The following is a 20,862-nucleotide window of genomic DNA, read 5'->3' as shown; positions in this document are numbered from 1 at the left end:
TAAGTGGTAATAAGCTGTGAAGCAAATGTGAAATAATCAAAATAGTTGAATTAAAACTTAATGGTGACATTTACATTTTCGTCGAGAACACAAAATTCAAACTGCCAACCCACCCGTTTACAGATTTGTTTAACGATATCCAGCCCCAGCCCAAAGTGTTTGCTATTCATAGGTTGAATGGTTTTATCTTGGGTATTACTGATTGAAAGGTATGTCTGAGTTAACTTCAGAACTAAACTTTTTTCTTGGCCATGCTCCAACGCATTACGAATCAAATTATTTAATAAAATCCTAAACAAAATATCTGGGCAATGTAATTTAACGTCTAGCTGAATATCACTAACAATGGCATTGCCTTGTAAACTTGGGTGGGAAGAAAGCTCCTCTATTACTCTTTGGGTTTCTTCCCCTCCTTGAATTGCCGATTCTTTGGGCCAACTCTCTCGTCCTAACCATAAAATGGCATGAATGATAGATTCTAATTCACCACAGGCACGTTTTAATTTACTAATATGGTAGTCAAAGTTTTGTGCATCTTGAGTGTTTTCAACTTTTTTATTACGCAATAACATCATATCTAGAGTACTGCGTATGACGGTAATTGGTGTACGTAACTCATGACTAATATTACGAGTCACTTTTTGCTCTCGTTTAACGTATTTAGCTAAACGCAGACTCAACTCATCCAAGGACTCAGCCAAAACTTGTAAATCACTCTGCTCACAATGTTTTGCAAATTGACTTGGTCCTCGGTCAAAATCCCACAGGTCTACTTGATTAACTAGATCCTGAACCGGCTGAAGTAAATGTCGTCTTAACAACCAAAAAATCATTAATCCCAAAGCACTGCTAAGCAATAGATAGCTGAGCAGAAAAATTAAGGTTTTATCTAACAATAAAAAGAAATCATCGGGTTCGGACACACGTGATACAAAATAAATTCGACGCCCATCTAATGCCATTATCAAGACTTGAAATTCAAGTTCAAACTGAGAACCCTTGCCATCCTCGATAATATGTAAACCTAATGGTAAACCACTAATACTAGCTGACAATTTTTCAGGAATAAGTTGGGGGTCAATATACACACTAAAAGACTGGGTATTGTTATGTACAACAGTAGAATCTCTTTGATAGTCCACAATAAATTCGTTCGCTAGCTGAGTGAGCATCGCCGATTGCAATACCTCTTGGCCTGCTAAAAAACTCTTCACAACAAACCCTAATCCCACTAAAAATTGTAAACTTAAAAAAACAATTAACAACCGGGTAATTACGCGCTTAATGGAAGATTGAGGTTTTACTTTCATTATTCAACAACCAACCTAAACCCTAATCCATGCACCGTTTCAATCCATTCTCCGCTAACTACCTCTTTAATAGATTTTCGTAATGCAAACATATGACTACGTAGTGCATCACTGACAGGAGGTAACTCCCCCCATAAAGCCCGCTCAAGATCGTGCCGACTAACTAGATCAGGATAGTTTTGTGCCAACACCTTAAATACCTTAAATCCTGTTTGAGTAGTTTTTAAAGGACGGTCTTGATAAAAAATCTGCATTCTAGTGGACTCCACACGCCACTCTCCCACCAACAATTTATTAGTCACATTTCCATAAGCACGTCTTGCTAAGGCTGTGATACGAAGTTCCACCTCTTGTAAGTCAAAAGGTTTAGTTAAATAGTCGTCTCCACCAAAACCAAACCCCTCCACTTTATCTTCTAAGGTGTCCCTAGCGGTTAAAAATAAAATCGGTATTGATAAATTCAGTGTTTGCCTAACTTTTCGCGCTAATGTAAAGCCGTCCATGCCGGGTAACATTACATCCAAACATAACAAATCGTATTGATTATGAGTCAATAATTGATAAGCACGCTGACCCGAATGAATTGAATCCACCTCGTGACCACATTGCTCCAAATAACTTACGAGGTTTTCTGCGATATCCCGATTATCTTCTACAACCAAAATGCATAATGTTTGCACCTATATACTCCCTTATCTGCGAAGTAATTGATTAAATTGAAGTTCACTAGGTTCGTAAATATTTATCGAATAAGAGCAATAAGTAAACTAGCCCTGCATTCTGAAATATTCATCAAAGTGTTAAGCAAACCAATATACCTGAAAGTCTAAAGCACAGTGCGTGAATGAATTGTGAAATATGGAATGTGAGAATATTTAATAAAAAACCCGCTAAGACAGAGCCTTAGCGGGTTTTTAAATTTATTAAAAAGAATTACTCTGCGGCTGGCGCATCTTCTGGTTTTTCAACTTGAAGTCTTAAACCTTGAATTGGATTTTCGCTATCAGCAGTAAATTGAACAATACGGTTTAATTGACCAAGCGACATTAGGATTGCATAAATTGCGCCTAAGTAACCCGCTTTATGTAACTCAAGAATTGTTTCATCACTTAAAGCTTTTAAACGAGTTTCGTTAATGGTTTTCATGCCATTCACGTTACGCTGTTGACCATTTACATATTTAGCTTGAACCACGATTGGATCCAGTAGGTCTAGCTCAATAATTTTCTTAACGAAGTTTTGTGTGGCCATTTCACTGTTAGCTAAATCAGACAACAATTGTTGACGATTCTCAAGGAATGGGCTTGGCTCACCTTCTTCAGTGAAAAGTACTTCACCTTCTTCTCCGCCTACTAAGTCACTATTTTCGTCAATAAATACGCCAAGCTTTTCGCCGTCTGGACGTACGTCAAATGGATAACGTTGAACATTTAAAGGTACAACATGTCCCGCCCACTTATCGTTTTTCATGAACAAGTTAACACCTTGTTCAATACCCAACATAGCAACAGTGTGAGTACTATTACTAGCAGGGTCTGTAATAAATACAATTGGCATACAACTCGCAATTTGTGCATATTCTAAAATAGAAGCGGCAGCTATGTGAGCTTGTTTTGCATGAGCAAATTCATTCGTTAACTTAACTTTAGTAGCTTTATGTTTTTCTTTGTCTAGTGGAACGTAACTCATTGTCATTGAAATATTCTCTATTTTAATTTAACTCGTTATCGAGTCAGTAATTTGTCAATTTCGACTCACATATTTAGCCGAAATTATTGCGTAGTGAAAGTAATCTGGGGACTAAGCTTTAATATTCAATACATCTTATAAAAAATGTTAAAAAAAAGTTGTCGAAATGGCAAAACAGCGTGTTAAACGGTGAAAATAAGACCTATTTACTTTCAACCACCAATCTATAAACTAATTGTTTCGCCTTAAACTAAATTTAGTTCAAAGGCTTATCTACTAATATGCGCTAGCGGGGACACAATGGAATTAAAAAACAAAATAACTCAAACTCTTACCCTAACCGGTATTGCACTATTTACATCTTTATTAACCAGTTATTCCTATGCCATAGAGGTAAGTGATAAAGCGCACAAATTGGCCCAAGAAAATATCATTGTTGATACTCATATCGATGTGCCTTACCGACTAAATGATAAGTGGGAAGATGTCACTAAAGCCACACAAGGTGGTGACTTTGATTACACTAGAGCCAAAAAGGGCGGATTAAACGCCCCCTTTATGTCTATTTATATTCCAGCGACTTTAGACAACTCCCCCCAATCAACCGCCTTAGCAGATAAATTAATTGATTACATGGAAGCAATTGTTGGAAGAGCCCCTAACAAATTTGCCATTGCTAAAAGTGTTGATGATGTAAAACAACAATTTAAAAAAGGATTAATCTCTTTGCCGTTGGGCATGGAAAACGGCTCACCGATCCAAGGAGATTTAGCTAATTTAAAACATTTTTATGACAGAGGGATCCGCTACATCACCTTAGCCCATTCACAAAGTAATCATATTTCAGATTCATCTTACGACTTGCGTAGACAATGGAAAGGGTTGAGTCCATTTGGTAAAGACTTAATAAAGGAAATGAACAACTTAGGCATAATGGTGGATATTTCCCATGTATCTGATGCGGCCTTTTATCAAGCGATTAAATTAACCAAAACACCTGTGATCGCATCCCATTCCTCTTTACGTCAATTTACTCCAGGTTTTGAACGAAATATGGATAATAAAATGATTAAAGCACTGGGTAAAAATGGTGGGGTTATTCAGATTAACTTTGGTTCAACCTTTGTGACAAAACGTGCCAACGCTTGGAGTAAAAAACGCAGTGCCGAGCAGAAAGCTGTGGAGGAAAAGTTTGGCAAAGACAGCGAGCAATATAAAAACTTCAGAAAATCATTCGCTGAGAAAAACCCATTACCCTTCGCAAGTTTAGATAGTGTATTGGATCACATTGACCATGTAGTGAAGTTAATTGGTATAGATCATGTGGGTATTGGTTCAGATTATGACGGTGTAGGTGACTCATTGCCTACTGACTTAAAAGATGTGTCAACTTACCCGAACTTAATTCAAGGTTTATTAAACCGTGGTTACAGTGACCAAGATATCATCAAGATACTAAATGGTAACTTGTTAAGAGTTTGGCAAATCAATGAGGATTATGCCGCTAAACACTAAGTGATTCATAGCTCCCCGGATTTAGAGCTCCGCGGATTTTCGACTCCGCGGACTTATGGCTATCCCATTAAAATAATTCGCATAGCGAACAAAGCATTCGCTATGCTTTAAGCACAAATAAAAAGCCGCAAAATCAAGTGAAGTGACCTCGCGGCTTTTGTTAGATATTTTTATAGGTTAAAACTTATAACCTACAGACACTGTGTACACCATAGGGTCGATAGTGACGTCTACTTTACCTTGTGAACCATTTAGGTCGAAAGAGGCTTCGGTATCTATACTAATCCATCTAGCTGACGCATTGATCAACCAGTTTTTATCTAACTTATAGTCCATACCGATTTGTGCAGACAAACCAAACGAATCATCTAAACTTAAGTCGCTAAAACCAGCGGCTTTGTTAGCTGCGGTAAACGACTCATCAAAGAAAACGGTATAGTTCAGACCTACACCTACGTATGGCTGAAAAGCGCTAGCGTCATCGGCTAGGTAATAATTAGCAGACAGTGTTGGCGGTAAGTGTTTAGTATTTCCTAACGCACCAACAGTATTTAGCCCTATGTCATGGCTAAACGGTGTCGCAGCTAAAAGTTCAACTGCCAATTTATCCGTCACAAAATAGACAAAATTAAGTCCAAGCTGAGTGTTGTTACCTACATTTACCCCTACTCCCAAATCAGCACCGCCTACGAATACATTGCTACTAGAGTCATCTGGTGCAACGTTGGTTAGACCAGCACGAACCATTAAGTCGCCTACTTCAAACGCTTGAATTGGCATAATATTGGCAGATAGAAGGCCGGCTAAAGTCAAAGGTAATAATTGTTTTTTCATTGTGTTCTCCATTTAGTTAATAACTAAACGTTACTCCCCACCAAAAATAGATTCAACGCATGAAAAACACAAAATACAGATATTAAATTGGAAAACTAACTATATTCAGAATAATTAACCAATATTTAAATAAAAACCAAATAATATACCGAACAAATTTTAACCATATTTTTAAATTAAAAATATATAACTATAAATCAATAACTTAATGAAATTAAACCTTACAAAAAGTAAGTCTTTATATGATCGAAATTTAAGTAATTTTAACGCTTTTTCGGTTAGATTTTTTCGTTCAGTCTTTAGACCAAGTAGCTTTTAAAAACGGCTATTAGTTAGGCAATCGAAGGGAGTTGTTAAAATTAGTTTAATTGGACGATCATTTTACTAACAAATAGAAAATTACTCAGATTATTAAAACACCGACACCTTGCCAGTTCAGACTCTGAAATTGTTGACGCTTGGTTAGTTGGTGTCAGCTGTATAATATTTTAAGCGCAATGCTTCTAGAGTGTTTGTCACCTTAATAACATCTCCATCTAGGTTAAATTGACTTAAAGCAATGGTTGATGGTTTATCAATTTTTGCAGGGATGGCCCTGTCGTAAAAGGCTGAAACCCCTTTAGCCGATGTAAGCAATGCATGAGCTTTATTCGGCAATATATTTTTAGGTGCTTTACTGTTGTTATTGACGGGCAAGGTGAAAAGCCTATCGGCAATAAAAGATTGAATGTCAGGTCTGGCAATGAAAGCTAAAAACTTATTGGCCTTGGATTTATTTACACTCTTTTCGTTAAGATAAAAAATACTAGAGGGGGATGTTTCGTACCGCGGGATATCATTTATCTTGGGGAAGACCATGTAATTGATCTCGTTAAGTTTATCAATATCCTGTACACCATGTATAAAATTACTTGCCATAAAAGCAAATACAAAATGTCCTCGAATAAAAGCAGGTGTATATTCTTGCCAAGAGTATTCGACAAACTTTTCAGAGAATAAACCTAGCTGAATCACCTTTTTCCACTGGGTAAATACGTTTTGTACTCTTCGATCTCTGTATGAAATTCGACCTTTGACTAATTGTTTGTAAAAACTGAGGCCATTCATTCGTAAAACAAAGTATTCAAACCATCCCGCTGCTAACCAAGGTTGGTCGATTGAAACGGGAAATACCTCATAACCCGACTCTTTTAACCTTACACAGTAATCAACAAATTTATCCCATGTCTGTGGTACTGGGCCAAACTTATCCACTATACTGCTCTTATAAAAGAACCCCCAAGTACTTCTGGTATAGGGAACACCATAAACATCATTGCCCAATGATAACCAGCTAATCACCTCAGCTGGAAATTGATTATACAAATTTTTCTCTCGCCATAATTCATTAAGCGGGCTAGCCTCTCCGCGTAAAGCTAAATCTTGAAGACGTGTAGAGTCGTGTCCATAAATAATATCGATAAGCTGTTTTTTACTTGTTCCTATTTCAGAATCTTTTACATAAGACGTCAGCACAACCTTAATATTGGTTTCCTGCTCAAACTTAATTATTACGGGTAGAAAAGCATCTCGTGTATGTGCAGAGGCATGGACTTGAAGGGTGATGGTATCTTGAGGAGATCGTGCCATTGACGTTTTAACAAAAACTAAACACAAAACTAAAGTAATAAGGCGTATTAACCACTTCATTTAATGTAGCGACCTCTTTGATTGACCTAATGCTTATAACGCCCTAGGTATTGACGTTCAGAAGTATATAGCACAAATATATCATTAGTATTATTTATTACACACAATCAGACATAAGCTAAAGGATTCCTAAAACAAAAAAGCCGATGTAATGACTTACATCGGCTTTTTGTTATTTACAAATGTTTAGGTTACAAAGACTTACAGCGAGTTAGGGCTTCGAGATAATAATAATCACCATAATTAAGCGCTGAGTTTAGGTCCAAATTAGCTGGGTAATGACCCGTTGCTTGTTTTAACAAGAAATGTCCATTTTGACCTTTAGCTGCTAAATACTCTGGTGAGGACAAACTACGTATTATTTTCATAGCTGCCTTTTTGTACCTATCTGCTTCTGTTTGATCAACATAGGTCGCTAATTCTAATAAAGCGCTTGCTAACAAAGATGCTGCAGAGGAGTCGCGATAATTGGTCACCTCAGGATCATCTGGCGCATCGTAATCAAAATACGGCACTAAATCTTCAGGCATGTTCTTATGCGTTAATAAGTAATTAACAATATTTTTTGCATGCTGTAAGAACTTCTTATCTTGAGTAAAGCGATAGACCATAGTGTAACCGTAGGCTCCCCAAGATTGGCCGCGAGCCCAAGAAGAATCGTCAGCAATACCTTGGAAAGTTTGCTTGTTATTAGGCAGGCCAGTATCACGGTCGTAATTGACTAAATGATAAGAACTATGGTCAGGGCGATAATGATGTTTCATGGTAACAGTAGCATGACTGACTGCTGCATCATGAAAGGTCTTATCCCCTGTTCTTAGAGACGCATTAAACAACAACTCTAAATTCATCATATTGTCTATGATCACAGGGAATTCCCATGTTCCCCAACTCCAAGAAAAGGTCACGCCAATATTAGGATTATAACGCTCCATAAGGGTTTTAGCGGCATCGTCCAACAAGGGACCATAACTTTGCTCTTTGGTTAAACGTAGACCATGGCCATAACTGCTAGACATAATAAAGCCAATGTCATGGGTTTTACGATTAAAACGCATATCCTCTAAAGCATGTGTCCATTGATTAGCTGTATTTAACCAGGATTTATCTTGAGTATGTTCATAAATATACCAAAAATTTCCAGCCACAAAACCGCTGGTCCACCCCATGGGTTTAGTAAATTTAGTTTTACCGTCTGTAAAAGCGGTAGGAATGTTTTTAGGATTTGTATAGGCCTGTCTAAAGTCGTCCAATTGACCGGCAGCTTTATCTAAATTAACACTACAAAATTCAGCACTTTGAGTATTAAATGTATCTTGGTGTGTATTTTCTGCACATGCAGAAAAAGCAAATGTAGCCCCGAGGATCAGGGCGATAGCGTTATAACGTTTCACAATATTACCTTTAGCTCATATGTTCTTAGTTGTAATATAACATACAACCTATAATTACTCGAGGTAAATTGACATGTTATGACTTAAGTTGACTAAACAAACATTTCGCTGGCTAGCTCCCCCATTCCAATTTTACATACCGCCCCTTTCATCTTAGCCATCATATTTGCGTCGATGTTGATATCAATCACCCCGCCAGGCATGTTGACTTTAATATTAGACTCACATAACCCTAAACCAAATGCGACAGCTGCGGCGGCCGTACTACTGCTACCCGATGCGAGTGTATACCCTGCTCCTCTTTCCCAAATTTCAATTTGGATCGTATTTTTATCCAATACCTTTAAAAACTGTACATTGGTACGATTAGAGAATCTTTCTTCATGTTCTATCATTGGCCCGTAGGCATAAGCTAAATCTGTACTGAGGTGGTCCACAGGAATAACAAAATGCGGATTTCCTACGCTGGCTCGATAACCTTCAAAACTGACATCCGCAACTTGAATAACTTCTTTTTGAATGGCAACCTCATGATCATCACCATGGGTATACCTCACTTTCCCCATATCTACCGTGACACTTTTTCCTTGGTCGTGCACTTTTGCCTGCACTTCACCACCTTTGGTTTCGATGCTAAAACTGTCACTTCCTACTAATTTACAATCCCATAAATAGCGGGAAAAAATACGTAATCCGTTACCACTTTTTTCTGCTTCTCCACCATCAGGATTAAAAATACGTAATTTAAATTCACTGGTACTGCTTGATTCCGGCCCCAATAAAATGCCATCTGATCCAATTCCATAATGTCTATCACAGATCGTTTTTATTTCATGCTCAGTTAATTCCTGAACTAAATCTTTAGGATTAATCACTATGTAGTCGTTACCTAAAGCATGGTACTTAGTAAATTTCATGGGTTGTTTCTCTTTTAGCCAGCAATGTGTTTGTTAGGGACTATTGTAATCACAAGTTCATATTCTGCCTAGGCACGGTTTATCTGATACGGTTTACCTAACACTGTTTATGAGAGGGTGCAAACACCGACCCAATTAAACGTTTCTAACTTTACTCAATATTTACATAGCTTTATATAAACCTGACGGAAGTCTTTAAAAAACTAGCTAATATATGATTATTGATTTCCAATTTATTTATCCCAAGGTAGTCGCCATTGCCGCGACTTAAAACAGGGATGATTTAGTGAACTATTAGAGGGTATGTAAAATGTTGTATCTCTTAAAAACTTCCTTGTTTTTGCTTATTATCGCTCTCACTGGATGTGGAGGAGGAGGCGGTAATTCAGAATCACCTCCAACAACGACACCAACTACGCCACCAGTAAGTGATGGCGACAGTGGTTCAGGTGGAGATACTGGAACTGGCGGAGAGACAGGTGGTGATACTGGAACCGGCGGGGACACTGGTGGTGAACAAGACCCAGCACCATCCTCTCAACCAAACATATTGTTAATTATTTCTGACGACCAAGGGTTAGATGCCTCGGCTCAGTATGAGTTGTCACAAGACAAACCCAATACTCCAACGCTCAACCAACTCGCTTTAGAAGGCATTACCTTTAACAATATGTGGGCCACACCAGCTTGCTCTACAACCCGAGCTACAATTATTACGGGTAAATATGGTCACAATAACGGCATTGAATCGGTACCGGGCAACTTGTCCAGTGAACATGAAATTATTCAAGAAAACCTGAAAAATAATGCTGCTACAGAAAACTACCAGTCAGCCGTTTTCGGTAAGTGGCATATACATTCTCAAAGTGGCGAAAGTCATCCGAATGATGTGGGCGTTGAGCACTACGCTGGCAATTTAAACAATCTTTCAGACTATTACAATTGGTCATTAACCACCAATGGAGTCACAGAAACATCTGAGCAATACAACACCACAAAACTGACAGATTTAGCGATTGAATGGATAAATCAACAAACCACCCCATGGTTTACTTGGCTGGCTTATTCAGCACCTCATGGACCTTTTCATTTACCGCCAGACTCTCTACATAACCGTAATTTATCTGGCACCCAAGAAGATATTGATAGCAACCCAAGAGCTTATTACTTAGCTGCTATAGAGGCTATGGATGCCGAAATTGGCCGATTGTTAAATTCAATGTCAGAACAAACAAGAGAAAATACGATTGTCCTATTTATCGGTGATAATGGCACACCGAAATCCGTTTTAGATACTTCAGCCTATATTAAGTCGCACTCAAAAGGCACCCTATATCAAGGAGGCGTCGCTGTTCCCTTTGTGGTATCTGGCAAGGGCGTAACTCGTCAGAATGAACGAGAGAGCGCATTAATTACGGCAACAGACATATATGCGACTATTGGCGAGTTAGCGGGTATTACCACCACCAAAATAAACGATAGCCAAAGTTTTAAAGGTCTACTGACCAATAGTAGTTCTGCAACAAAAGACCACGTTTTCACAGCGTACAAGTCAGCAAACGTGACAGGTTGGACGGTAAGATCTTCTGAGCACAAATTAATTCAATTCGAAGACGGTAGCCAAGAGTTATATTCTGTGTCCGATAATTTCGCAGAAACCGAAAACCTGCTGCCCAGCAGTGACGATCAAGTACTATCAGCACAACAAGATTTATCCACTGTAGCGGCACTTATCACTGGTGATGATCAAATACCTGGTGGCCCACTCGATATCACTAACGCCATTTTGACCAACAAAAGTCAAAACTGTGCAGACTACGTAGAAAAATACACATCAACAGTTAATGACGTGAACAAGGACACAATATTCTATGGGGATTTACAAATATCGGTGGTCGCCGACAAGTGTGTATTTAGTACCAATGCTATCCCTAATCACGATTTTAATGATGGCGGAAATGCGTTTCCTAATGATGTGAGTGCACAAAACGACCAGTTTGAAGTGACTACCAACCCAGCCCATGCTAGCCAGCCAGAACAATTATCTTTGCAAGTTGACAACGCCATTATGTTGAACGGTGTAAAAGTAGACCTATTAGCAGCAGGGTGTTTTGGTATCGGAAATGGGAAAATCGGCTGTAATGATATGTCTACCCCATGGCGTTACGACCCTATGCACGCCGCTAATGGTTTTAGAGTTGATAGCCATAACGCTCATGCTCAGCCTGATGGCACTTATCATTACCATGGTTCACCTATGGCGCTGTTTGAAGGAGACGCAGATATCGAGTCCCCAGTGATTGGTTTTGCCGCAGACGGCTATCCAATTTTTGGTTCATACGTCGATGATCAAGGTACCATTCGCAAAGTCAGTTCTAGTTTTAGAATAAAGTCAGGTGAACGCCCTTCTGCAGATGGGGAGCCTGGTGGAAGTTACGATGGTGCTTATCGAGATGACTATGAATACATAGAGGGACTAGGTGATTTGGACGAATGTAATGGTATGTCTAGAGACGGCATATACGGATATTACATTACCGAAACCTACCCTTATGTATTAGCTTGTTTTAGAGGCACACCAGATAGCAGTTTTAATAAATAACCTAAATACTGGATAAGTCGAACCTCTGGATAAGTTATGTTTCAACCCAACTAAGCCCTGATTATTTTTTAGCTTCAGTGCTCAAAACTTCTGTTATCCCCCCCAATTCTTGGATGACCTTGCTGATGGCTTGGTTGTCCTTTTGGCCAAGAAGAATATGGTCCACCTCTAACAATATTTGTCTGGCATCTGCCATCAACTTTTCACCGTTGTCAGTAAACAAAATCGATTTTTGTTTGCCAACCCCGTCCTCTTGTTTCAAAAAACCAAGTTTACACAACTCCTTGACTGTTTTAGCCACCATCTGCCGACTTACACCTAGGTTTCTTGCTATTTCAGAGCCATAATTTGTTCCACACTCCAGTACACTCAAAAAAGATAACAAAGAAGGTGTAATGGTTTGATATCCCATTTCTAAGAGTTTTGCGGATAGGTATTTTGCAGCAACGTCAGCTAACAAGGAAGCACTTTGGATCAGTTGAAGTGTCTGAGAGTCCACTAGTGGGACACCTTTCTGTGTAAACCTAGTTGACATATCTCAACTTATTAAATAATCTTTATGTCAACCAAGTATACATAAAGAGAAGCAAGATGTTGAGTTTACATTCAGTGATGCGCGCCAATGCCATCAGTTGTATTTTGTTTGGATTACTATTTTCCATATTACCCAGTCAAGTAGCGACTTTTTTAAGCCCACAACAATCGGCGCCATACTTAGTTGTTTTAATCCTTGGGCTGGTTTTGATTGTGAACGGTTTACACTTGTTATGGGCCGCTTCAAAAGAAAAACCCAATAAGTACCTAGTTTGGTATTTTTCTGCTGGGGATTTTATTTGGGTAATGGGCTCACTAGGTTTAATTGTCGCTAACCTTTGGATCACCACAAGCCTTGGCATAGCGGCAACGATTGTGGTGGCGATTACAGTAGGTTTATTTGGTGTAATGCAATTGAAAACTCCAGACCAATTCTAGCTTCACCGGCTATATGGTTATTGGGGTGACTGAAGCGATTAATGTTTAATTTCGATAAACATTCTAGCTACTTTTCTCGCCTATTTAATTCTAAAAAATTGAGTTTATGTCTGGCGTTGCTTTAAGCAAAATATCATAGGAATCACTGCCAAAACACAAGTCAAAACACAAGTCAAAACACAAGTCAAAACGGTATAAAAACATACCCAAACTTTTATTTTCAAGGTATTTGTATTACAATTTAATTAGACTAAAAATTAATCAAGTCTATAATTTTTGCTAACCCATTTCGAAGGAGTGATATATGAAAGTTAAATTTATTTTTATACTAATTACCGGGCTACTTATAAGTTGCCAAACTAGCTATCGTGCTAAAAATATTGTTGATGGTTTAGGTTATCAAGATGAAAAAGTACAAGAGGGCGTTTTCCATATTAGTTATAACGTCAATGCGAATACTCAACCTCAACAAGCGCTAAGTTATTGGCATCAAAGAGCAACGGAACTATGCGGTGACAGCAATTATTTTGCAGATGCTAAATTAAACAACAAAAGAATTTACGATGTAAACAAGTACCAATCGGGAGGAGTCAATAGCTCAAACGAGAATAGCAGTTTAGTTTCTCACCCCACTACCCGAGTATCAATTATCACAGGTGCCTCAAAGTTTCCAGAAGCGACTGGTTATGCATACTGCCAAGGCAAACCGGCAGTTTTACTTGTCCATAAACAACCCGAACATTACTGTAACTTAAAACGCAAACTTAAACGCAATCAAGTTTATCTCAACTCCTCTGCTGCACAATGTAATCAAGTCAGAAATACAGCTCGCTCAGATGTAATCGACATCCCTAAAAAGGCCACAGTAATAGACCAAACTTAGTATTCAACTTGAGAGGATAACTATGAAGACAACTATTCATTTGGTTTTATTAGCCATGATAACTTTATTACTGGGTTGCCAAACTAGCTATCGAGCTAAAAGCATCATAGATGGTTTAGGTTATCAAGATGAAAAAGTTCAAGATGGTATTTTTCATATCAAATACAATGTGAACGCCCATACACCTGCTACTAAAGCATTAGAATTTTGGCACCAACGTGCCGAAGAGTTATGTGGCAACAAACAGTATTTTGCCGATACAAGGTTGGGTAAGAATAGCAAATTAACAATATCTAAAAGGACTTACTATAGAGAATATTTCAATAGTTCCGATACCCTGCATACCTTTAATTCGGATCCAAAAACCTATACTACTATTTCGCGAGGAGGTGGTAATTTCCCTAAAGCTTCTGGATTTGCTTATTGTGAAGGAAAACCAGATAAACTAATGGCTCATAACGAAGAAAAACGATCTTGTATTGCGATGCGTAAACTTGAACGTAAACTTAAACGCAATCTTAGAAATATTGATCTTAGTAGTCTGGAGTCACAGTGTAAAAAAGTAACAACACCTGAATCGATGGAAAGAATAATACAACCTAAACAAATTAACTTAGAAGGTAATGCATAGTCTCCACAACCCTTGCAGCTAGGTATACACCAGCTAGTTGCAGGGTTTACTTTCTACTTACGGCGAATACGCTAATCAAGCTCAACTTCGGTTTGCATGACGGTGTTACCTGTGACGTCTTTAATACTCAAGACTAGCGGTTGGTTTGCATCGCTTGGTACATCAATAACACCATAATTAGCATTGCTATAAGGTTCACCGATTCGATGTTTATTTGGACTAACTTGTTTCCATTCTTCGGTTAATCCTGAAGCCGTCATTTCCCATAATTCTTGATTTCCTTTGCGTTTCACCTTACTCAACTCACTCCAATGAGTATCACCACTGACAATGACTAAGTTATCTATTTGATATTTATCAAGTAAATCTAAAAATCGTTGCCGCTCCTTTGGGAAATTAGCCCACGACTCCCAACCGGTAAATTCAGGTAACAACTGCAAACTTGAGGCTAAAATTCGTACATCAGCTGGTTGCTGCAATTGCTTTTCAAGCCATATCCATTGAGCTTCTCCTAACATAGAGGCAGATTCATCTTGATGAGGTTCGTATGGACCCATGTTAAGTGGCGCTTTAGTAGTTAGATAAGTCTGTTTACCTACACCTTTTAACTTTGTTCTATTCCAACGTAAATCAGGCAAGATCACCTGAATTCGCCTTGGTGCTTGGCCCAAAATATAACTGGTATAAATACCGTCTGGCCGAGTTCGTCTTTCGCTATCTTTGGGCTCAGCAAAAAAATCCAATAGAATTTGTCGAGAGGCCTCTTTTTGAGGATATTCTCTTCCTGCATCGTTTTCACCAAAGTCATGATCATCCCAAATACCTACCACAGGAGTAGCGGCTAACATGTCTTGCATGCCCGGCTTCTGCCACTGCTTTTGGTACTTAGCTTTAAGCTTAGCCATGTCTTCAGTATCGCCGTAGACGTTATCGCCTAGTAACACTAACAAATCGGCTTGTTCAGTATTCATTGCTTGCCAAATAGGCTGTTGTTTATCTTGATGTAAACAGGAACCAAACAAAATCTTAAACTGTTTAGGAGCCTCAGCAATAGATTTATAAGACGTGAGCAAAAACAAACTACAAAACAATAAAATAACTATTTTTAACATGGGTGACTCACCTTTTAACCACAGGTAATGGTAGACCAATATCTTTAGCATATGATTGATATTTCATACCCACCAATTGCAACGCTGTGGCGGCAATTTGATTGAGTTGATAAGTTTCTCCGCCACTCACCTCCCCCATTTTTTTGACATCGGGCCCCATTGCTGCAAACCAAACTTGATCGGCTCCCACAATACCGTCTGGGTGTTTGTTTAACCCTTTTAAGTAACCTTTGATTGCTTTTGGGCTGGCATGATGTTGCCAAGTTTGTGCGTTTTCACCACGACCATGATCAACGGTAATGATTAGATTCGTATTATTTTTATACTGTGAAATTTGCTGCAACTTGAGCCATAAGCTTTCGATTATTTGATCGCTTCTTCTGGCGCCTTTTAAATACTCTGGATAGTTTCCTTGGTGGGCATAATCATCGGTTTCACCTAAGGCTAAATAAATGACTTTGGGTAAATGTGCATCAATGTATTCAAAGGCAAATCCAGAGGTAAAAGCATCTAACCTGACATTATGCCAAGGACTAGGAATTTGTTTTTGTAATTGATTGAGCCATTTAGATTTTTCAGACAAATTGGCCCAGTTAGCCGATTCAAACCCAGCGTTGATGGGTAATTGACTTCTCTGTCGATTGATAATGGCTGGAAATACATCCCAACTGCCAAAAGCCGCGACTTTTCCACTGAATGTAGCTTGTTGGTCAAGCCATTCTAAAATCGTCACATTTGGGTTTGGATTGGCTTGATTTGAATTGATTTTAGGATCGGCTTTTCCGGTTAACAATTCGTTATACCCTGGATAAGAAAACCACATATCATTGGTTAATGACATATTAGAATTGATATCTCTGTTTCCTAACAAGACACCCTTTGTAGCAATTTCCTGCCACAAAAACGGCATTAATTTTGCGCGTTTTAATTGTTTAGTTTCGCCACCAAATTGATTCACTAAAGGTTCTTTTTGTTTGTTAAATTGTTCAAGGTTTAAGACATCATCTTGGTATCCACGAAACACTTCTTGCCACCGCAGTCCGTCAATACTGACTATCACTATATTATCTGCCGCATATAGTTTCACTGTGAACAAGGTCAACAGTATCACCCACATATATCTCATGATTTTCCCCTTAATGCTTCACTCTGCATTTTTGATTCCTCATTCTTAACCTGACCGATGCTCTTTCCATTAGGTATTAAAAAGGCGAGCACAAAGCCCGCCTTAGTTAACTGTAAACAGATATTAAGAGTGACTAATTAAAATTTAGCCGACACGTTAATTGCAGCAGTACGAGGAGCACCAATCCAAGCGGATTGACCTGCAATACCACCTAGGTAACTTTCATCAAACATGTTATTCACGGTTAGGCGAATTTCTAAGCCTTCAATACCTTTTACCGGAGAATCAACAGCTACACCTGCATACAAATCTGTGACTAAATAAGCATCAGCAATTTGTGTATTAGCAGAATCAATAAAACGATCGTCAACCCATTTAGTAGACAAACCAGCAAAACGCGCGTCTTTAGCCCAGTCCAATGACACAACTGTCATGTTTTCTACTGAACCAAATACAGTGTTTCCAGCAGGGAAACCAATAGAACCTTCAGTGTACTCAGAATCGTTATGGGTGAATGCACCATAGATAGATAACGACTTAGTTAAATTCACCGACAATGAAGCTTCTACACCACTCGATTCAATACCACCTACGTTTACATAACTACCATTTGTACCAATTAGGTAGTTAATTCCATCCGGTGAATCAGGTGCAATAAATGTTAAGCGATCATCAAATTTAATGGTGTAGTAAGTCAAACTGGCGTTCACATTTTGCGATACATAACGTAAACCTAAATCAAGATTTTCTGCCGACTCTGGTGTGACTAAATCTAAAGTCGAAGCATCACGTTCTAACACTGTGTCTTTAATTGCTGCAAAGTTTTCAGCATATCCAGCGAACAATTCAAGTCCATCTACCGGCATTGGAACAACAACACCCGCGGTAATTAACACATCAGAATCTGAAGACACCATAGCTGAGTTATTCGCATCAAAACTATCTTCACGCTCTAAATCAACCAAGAATTTTTTAGCTCCTAGACGAACATTAGCAAAACCCATGTCTAATTCATTTTCTAAATACAACATAGTGGTTTCAACTGGAAAAGTACGCTCGTATTGAATCCAATATGGCGTTTGGTCAAACTCAGCACTAGTTTTAGAGTCTAAAATTTTATGCCAATCGCGAGATTCTTCACGGTTGTAGTCTTCATACCAAATGCCCCCTCTCAGGGTATTTTGCATGTCGTTGATTTGCGTGAACCAAGCAAAATCAGCATTAAATCCTACACGCTCTTTTTCATAATGAGTGTGGCGATATGAGCCAACCGGTACTGCACCCGCTGCGTAACAAGCTGGGTCATAATGGGCATCAGCACCGCCATATGGGAAAGTAATAGAACTTTCACAACCAGCAATTGGAGCGACTGCCATACCGGCTTTATCCACAAAGAAAAGCTGTCCAATGGCTGAACCACCATACACAGTGTTACCTGAATTTAACTCAGAATGAGGGGCATTAGTGCCGTCAGCTTTGACGTCAACAATATATTGAGGAACCCAATCACCACGACCTTCGTTGTTGTGATAATAAACGTTAGCGTTTAATTCAAGATTATCACCTTTATAATCAGCAGAGACATAACCAAACAGGTTCTCTCTTAAGGTAGACCAGCCTTGGCGATACACTTGGTCAACATACGGTATGCCTGTCCATTCACCTAATAAACCATCAGATTCTGGATTTTGTTCGAAACCAGCCAAACTAACACGCTGATAGTTATCTTCGTGAGTATCATCCCAAGACGCGTAAGCGGTTACTTCAACGTCACCCACTAAACTAACAACTTTAGCTGCTAAATGGTCTCTAGTATTTTCGGCAGAACCAGTGATCCAATCGCTATTTTGACTATTAGACACGCTGATCCAAGCATAAGTATCTTTAGCTATTTCACCTGTGTCATAACGAACGAAGAATTTTTGCGCATCAAAATTACCTTGAGACCAACTTAGCGTAGTTTGTTCCGTATCGTTAGGTGCGATAGTCGTGAAGTTAAGTGTGCCGCCTAAGGCTTCGTTTGAACGTGAAGCTATATCACCTGTGCCTTGAGATACTTCCACTGCACCTAAATTTTCAGTGTCGATATAACGATTAGCTTTAGCACCACCACCGTAGTTAGAGTTACCATTGGCTATGCCATCTATGGTGATACCAATTTGTTGTTGATCTAAGCTCAATTGAAAACCGCGAATAGACACAGTTGTAGACCAATCGTCTGAGCCAAAAGTGTCACCTTCGTTAATCAACACACCAGGAAGGTTATCAATCACAGCTAACACACTGGTTAAGTTACTTTGCTGTTTAGCCATTTCATCTGACGTCATATTGTTAGCGTAAGAGACACTCTTACCAACAACCATTATCGCTTCCATTTCTGGCTCAGCTTCTTCAGCTTGTACAAAGTTAAGTGAAGAGCTCATCGCAAAAGATATGGCCAAAGCAAGTTTAGTTTTACAGTTCATTTAGGGTTTCCCATTAGGTTTTATTAATGGGCGTTAATGTGCACTGATTTGATGAAACTGACGTGTAAGTTTGTTTACACTTGAATGATGATTTTAATGCAAATTTAAGTCTTTTTTATGACGAAACGAATATATTAAAAACAAAAAACCTTGAAAACACTAATGTATTCAAGGTTTTAGATAAGACCAATATATTTAGCGCAGTATCTAAGAAACTAGGCCGTAAAAAGATTTAGTTATTCTTGCTCAATAAAGTATGTACCCCAGCCGTCGTAATGTACTTTATGTTTTTCGGCTACAGCAAATAATTTATCGGTATCTTGATTGATGAGTTTTGGGTCTAACATACGCTCTACAACAGCATCAAAGCACCAGACCTCTCCACCGTCGTCTAATTCTAGCTCTTCTGCATCACCTACTTCAAAACCTGCTTTAAACGCATCAACCGCAGCTTTTTCAAGCGCTTCAAAATCTGTACTGGCAAAATGATATTCAATGATATGAGCTTGGCTAGCGTCACTGCCATCTTCTTTTAAGGCATCTACGGTTTCTTGATTAAATTCATACCATTCAATCAACTCTGGATTTATTTGTGCACTCATATATTTACCTTATTTTGAAGAGCTCGATAATTCTTGATTTAACTTATCGATTGATTGGCTCATTTTAGCATGGAAATGTTTCACGTTTTCCTGAATAGGTTTATCTGAATCCAGACTTTCTGGATCACTAACCTCAATAATTAACGTACCATTTGACCAACGGTTTAGTTTAACTTTGTCTTGTAAATCGCTAACGGCTACTACCACTATTTGAGCATTTGTTTTCTCTGCAATGCGAAAAGCACCTGTTTTAAAAGGTAGCAAACCCCTACCGTAACTTCTTGTTCCTTCGGGAAAAAACCATACTGACAAAGATCGATTCAACATTTTCTGTACTGTTTTTTTAAGTGTATCACTTGAGCTGCCTTTGTTGTTGCGGTCAATCAAGATGTTACCTGATAACCAATACAGCCAGCCAAATACCGGGATCCAAACCAAACTCTTTTTACCTACCGATACAGTGCCTTTTACAACGGCGGCACCCACAGTAATTAAATCAAAACTATTTTGATGATTGGCAATAAAAACGTAAGGGCCAGCAGACTTAACACTATCAGGCATACGCATTTCAATCTTAAGTCCTAATAAGAACGACATTGTAGAATACAATCTCGCCGCCATATAAACATTATTGCGGTGGAATGGGCGCAATATACAAACAGTTAAAAGCACAATATTTATCAATAAAAAGTAAACAAATATTGCCAATATTCTAATTAAGCCAAGCACAAAAAATCCAAACAATGACAAGAACCGCGAAGTATACGTGTTTTTAGCAACGGCAAACACTCCGATAAATGGTTAAGCAAAATATTTATCGTAAAATCGATGAATAAATAAAACTTTTAGCCGATACTAAATCAATAAGCGTTTCACTAAGGCAATCAATTTAATGCAAATATTCAAACATGAAGATCTAGATGAAGACATTCTAACCGACCTATTAGAAGAGATTAACGAACTTTATGAAGCCAGTGAACAAGTGTTAATCGAGTTAGAATTAAAACCAGAAGACAACGAACTACAACGTTCACTATTCCGCTCTATTCACACAATTAAAGGTGATTTAGGTTTAGTTAATTTCTCTCCTCTTATTCCGTTACTGCAGCACGGTGAAGATC

19 protein-coding genes are annotated in these 20,862 nt (G+C 38.5%); 6 read left to right on the top strand and 13 right to left on the bottom strand.

Annotated elements, in window-relative coordinates; translation table 11 throughout:
* Nucleotides 1-50: 50 nt before the first annotated feature.
* From ACSHXM_RS05455 to ACSHXM_RS05445, 3 genes are all read right to left on the bottom strand, one after another.
* Nucleotides 51-1,214 (bottom strand): sensor histidine kinase, encoded by a 1,164-nt coding sequence (locus tag ACSHXM_RS05455; RefSeq protein WP_435687726.1) that lies wholly within the window; start codon nt 1,212-1,214, stop codon nt 51-53.
* Between the two features lie 95 nt (nt 1,215-1,309).
* Entirely contained in the window at nt 1,310-1,990 is a 681-nt protein-coding gene (locus tag ACSHXM_RS05450) for a response regulator transcription factor (RefSeq protein ID WP_435687725.1), read from the bottom strand.
* A gap of 253 nt (nt 1,991-2,243) precedes the next feature.
* Entirely contained in the window at nt 2,244-3,005 is a 762-nt protein-coding gene (locus ACSHXM_RS05445) for a SapC family protein (RefSeq protein WP_435687724.1), read from the bottom strand.
* Between the two features lie 294 nt (nt 3,006-3,299).
* Between ACSHXM_RS05445 and ACSHXM_RS05440 the strand changes: the two genes are divergently transcribed.
* On the top strand, nt 3,300-4,514 hold the full coding sequence (locus ACSHXM_RS05440; protein WP_435687723.1) for a dipeptidase: 1,215 nt from the start codon (nt 3,300-3,302) through the stop codon (nt 4,512-4,514).
* Between the two features lie 177 nt (nt 4,515-4,691).
* On the opposite strand, the gene ACSHXM_RS05435 is transcribed toward ACSHXM_RS05440, so the two are convergent.
* The 4 genes from ACSHXM_RS05435 to dapF form a co-directional block, all read right to left on the bottom strand.
* Entirely contained in the window at nt 4,692-5,348 is a 657-nt protein-coding gene (locus tag ACSHXM_RS05435) for an OmpW family outer membrane protein (RefSeq protein WP_435687722.1), read from the bottom strand.
* A gap of 462 nt (nt 5,349-5,810) precedes the next feature.
* Nucleotides 5,811-7,037 (bottom strand): ABC transporter substrate-binding protein, encoded by a 1,227-nt coding sequence (locus ACSHXM_RS05430; protein WP_435687721.1) that lies wholly within the window; start codon nt 7,035-7,037, stop codon nt 5,811-5,813.
* Nucleotides 7,038-7,228: 191 nt separating this feature from the next.
* Entirely contained in the window at nt 7,229-8,431 is a 1,203-nt protein-coding gene (locus tag ACSHXM_RS05425; RefSeq protein WP_435687720.1) for a glycoside hydrolase family 88 protein, read from the bottom strand.
* A 92-nt stretch (nt 8,432-8,523) separates the two neighbouring features.
* Nucleotides 8,524-9,348 carry a diaminopimelate epimerase gene (gene dapF / locus ACSHXM_RS05420; RefSeq protein ID WP_435687719.1) on the bottom strand — a complete coding sequence of 275 codons (825 nt, stop codon included), beginning with the start codon at nt 9,346-9,348 and terminating at the stop codon, nt 8,524-8,526.
* Between the two features lie 310 nt (nt 9,349-9,658).
* Here dapF and ACSHXM_RS05415 point away from each other — a divergent pair, with 310 nt between their 5' ends.
* A complete protein-coding gene (locus ACSHXM_RS05415; protein WP_435687718.1) occupies nt 9,659-11,950 on the top strand; it encodes a YHYH protein in 2,292 nt (763 codons plus the stop codon).
* Nucleotides 11,951-12,011: 61 nt separating this feature from the next.
* On the opposite strand, the gene ACSHXM_RS05410 is transcribed toward ACSHXM_RS05415, so the two are convergent.
* Nucleotides 12,012-12,485: a MarR family transcriptional regulator gene (locus ACSHXM_RS05410; protein WP_435687717.1), complete on the bottom strand. Its 474-nt coding sequence runs from the start codon at nt 12,483-12,485 to the stop codon at nt 12,012-12,014.
* A 56-nt stretch (nt 12,486-12,541) separates the two neighbouring features.
* Between ACSHXM_RS05410 and ACSHXM_RS05405 the strand changes: the two genes are divergently transcribed.
* The 3 genes from ACSHXM_RS05405 (at nt 12,542) to ACSHXM_RS05395 (ending at nt 14,436) form a co-directional block, all read left to right on the top strand.
* The gene (locus ACSHXM_RS05405) at nt 12,542-12,922 is read left to right on the top strand and encodes a hypothetical protein (RefSeq protein ID WP_435687716.1); all 381 of its coding nucleotides are present in this window, start codon (nt 12,542-12,544) and stop codon (nt 12,920-12,922) included.
* A gap of 304 nt (nt 12,923-13,226) precedes the next feature.
* Complete coding sequence (locus tag ACSHXM_RS05400; protein ID WP_435687715.1) at nt 13,227-13,805, top strand: hypothetical protein; 579 nt, start codon at nt 13,227-13,229, stop codon at nt 13,803-13,805.
* Nucleotides 13,806-13,827: 22 nt separating this feature from the next.
* Nucleotides 13,828-14,436: a hypothetical protein gene (locus tag ACSHXM_RS05395; protein WP_435687714.1), complete on the top strand. Its 609-nt coding sequence runs from the start codon at nt 13,828-13,830 to the stop codon at nt 14,434-14,436.
* 71 nt (nt 14,437-14,507) lie between these two features.
* Here the strand turns inward: ACSHXM_RS05395 and ACSHXM_RS05390 are convergent, their stop codons facing one another.
* The 5 genes from ACSHXM_RS05390 to ACSHXM_RS05370 all read right to left on the bottom strand — a co-directional run bounded on the left by ACSHXM_RS05390 (nt 14,508) and on the right by ACSHXM_RS05370 (nt 20,470).
* Nucleotides 14,508-15,548 (bottom strand): alkaline phosphatase D family protein, encoded by a 1,041-nt coding sequence (locus ACSHXM_RS05390; protein WP_435687713.1) that lies wholly within the window; start codon nt 15,546-15,548, stop codon nt 14,508-14,510.
* 7 nt (nt 15,549-15,555) lie between these two features.
* Nucleotides 15,556-16,674: an alkaline phosphatase family protein gene (locus ACSHXM_RS05385; RefSeq protein ID WP_435687712.1), complete on the bottom strand. Its 1,119-nt coding sequence runs from the start codon at nt 16,672-16,674 to the stop codon at nt 15,556-15,558.
* 137 nt (nt 16,675-16,811) lie between these two features.
* On the bottom strand, nt 16,812-19,139 hold the full coding sequence (locus ACSHXM_RS05380) for a TonB-dependent receptor (protein ID WP_435687711.1): 2,328 nt from the start codon (nt 19,137-19,139) through the stop codon (nt 16,812-16,814).
* Between the two features lie 236 nt (nt 19,140-19,375).
* The gene (rraB, locus tag ACSHXM_RS05375; protein WP_435687710.1) at nt 19,376-19,741 is read right to left on the bottom strand and encodes a ribonuclease E inhibitor RraB; all 366 of its coding nucleotides are present in this window, start codon (nt 19,739-19,741) and stop codon (nt 19,376-19,378) included.
* 9 nt (nt 19,742-19,750) lie between these two features.
* A complete protein-coding gene (locus tag ACSHXM_RS05370; RefSeq protein WP_435687709.1) occupies nt 19,751-20,470 on the bottom strand; it encodes a 1-acylglycerol-3-phosphate O-acyltransferase in 720 nt (239 codons plus the stop codon).
* Nucleotides 20,471-20,633: 163 nt separating this feature from the next.
* Here ACSHXM_RS05370 and ACSHXM_RS05365 point away from each other — a divergent pair.
* On the top strand, nt 20,634-20,862 hold a 229-nt coding region (locus tag ACSHXM_RS05365), incomplete at its 3' end, for an Hpt domain-containing protein (RefSeq protein ID WP_435687708.1).

Origin of the sequence: Paraglaciecola sp., from assembly GCF_051252315.1 — a bacterium.
Taxonomy (GTDB): Bacteria; Pseudomonadota; Gammaproteobacteria; order Enterobacterales; family Alteromonadaceae; genus Paraglaciecola.
The sequence above is the reverse complement of the archived record's forward strand: the minus strand, read 5'-3'. Positions and strand labels throughout refer to the sequence as shown.

What these genes read in the sequence shown, in the direction of transcription:
- ACSHXM_RS05395 (WP_435687714.1), top strand. Translation starts at nt 13,828, where the DNA reads ATGAAGACAACTATTCATTTGGTTTTATTAGCCATGATAACTTTATTA.
- dapF (WP_435687719.1), bottom strand. Translation starts at nt 9,348, where the DNA reads ATGAAATTTACTAAGTACCATGCTTTAGGTAACGACTACATAGTGATT.
- ACSHXM_RS05410 (WP_435687717.1), bottom strand. Translation starts at nt 12,485, where the DNA reads ATGTCAACTAGGTTTACACAGAAAGGTGTCCCACTAGTGGACTCTCAG.
- ACSHXM_RS05445 (WP_435687724.1), bottom strand. Translation starts at nt 3,005, where the DNA reads ATGACAATGAGTTACGTTCCACTAGACAAAGAAAAACATAAAGCTACT.
- ACSHXM_RS05380 (WP_435687711.1), bottom strand. Translation starts at nt 19,139, where the DNA reads ATGAACTGTAAAACTAAACTTGCTTTGGCCATATCTTTTGCGATGAGC.
- ACSHXM_RS05435 (WP_435687722.1), bottom strand. Translation starts at nt 5,348, where the DNA reads ATGAAAAAACAATTATTACCTTTGACTTTAGCCGGCCTTCTATCTGCC.
- ACSHXM_RS05405 (WP_435687716.1), top strand. Translation starts at nt 12,542, where the DNA reads ATGTTGAGTTTACATTCAGTGATGCGCGCCAATGCCATCAGTTGTATT.
- ACSHXM_RS05400 (WP_435687715.1), top strand. Translation starts at nt 13,227, where the DNA reads ATGAAAGTTAAATTTATTTTTATACTAATTACCGGGCTACTTATAAGT.
- ACSHXM_RS05430 (WP_435687721.1), bottom strand. Translation starts at nt 7,037, where the DNA reads ATGAAGTGGTTAATACGCCTTATTACTTTAGTTTTGTGTTTAGTTTTT.
- ACSHXM_RS05440 (WP_435687723.1), top strand. Translation starts at nt 3,300, where the DNA reads ATGGAATTAAAAAACAAAATAACTCAAACTCTTACCCTAACCGGTATT.
- rraB (WP_435687710.1), bottom strand. Translation starts at nt 19,741, where the DNA reads ATGAGTGCACAAATAAATCCAGAGTTGATTGAATGGTATGAATTTAAT.
- ACSHXM_RS05385 (WP_435687712.1), bottom strand. Translation starts at nt 16,674, where the DNA reads ATGAGATATATGTGGGTGATACTGTTGACCTTGTTCACAGTGAAACTA.
- ACSHXM_RS05390 (WP_435687713.1), bottom strand. Translation starts at nt 15,548, where the DNA reads ATGTTAAAAATAGTTATTTTATTGTTTTGTAGTTTGTTTTTGCTCACG.
- ACSHXM_RS05415 (WP_435687718.1), top strand. Translation starts at nt 9,659, where the DNA reads ATGTTGTATCTCTTAAAAACTTCCTTGTTTTTGCTTATTATCGCTCTC.